Consider the following 277-nt stretch of genomic DNA (forward strand, 5'->3'; position numbering starts at 1 on the left):
GACGCCGAGGGCATGATCGTCCAGACCGCGCCGATCATCTACAGCAAGGACGGCAAGCAGGAGGAGCTCGGCACCATCGAGGTCCGGCTGACCACCGAGCGCGCCTACGCCACGATCCGCGCCGAGACGATCAAGATCGCCGGCATCGGCGCCGCCGCGCTGCTGGTCGTCTGCGCCGTCCTGATCTTCATCGTGCGCGGCGTGACCCGGCCGATCGTCCGCATGACCGAGGCCATGACCGAGCTGGCCTCCGGCCGGACCGAGGTGGTCGTGCCCG

Annotated in this window: 1 protein-coding gene; it reads left to right on the top strand. The window is 70.0% G+C overall.

What is annotated here, in order from left to right; all coding sequences use genetic code 11:
• Nucleotides 1-277, top strand: a 277-nt coding sequence (locus JT719_RS24710; RefSeq protein WP_207436440.1) for a hypothetical protein, incomplete at both ends; no start/stop codon positions are given.

This window comes from Sabulibacter ruber (assembly GCF_017355955.1).
Lineage (GTDB): Bacteria > Bacteroidota > Bacteroidia > Cytophagales > Hymenobacteraceae > Nibribacter > Nibribacter ruber_A.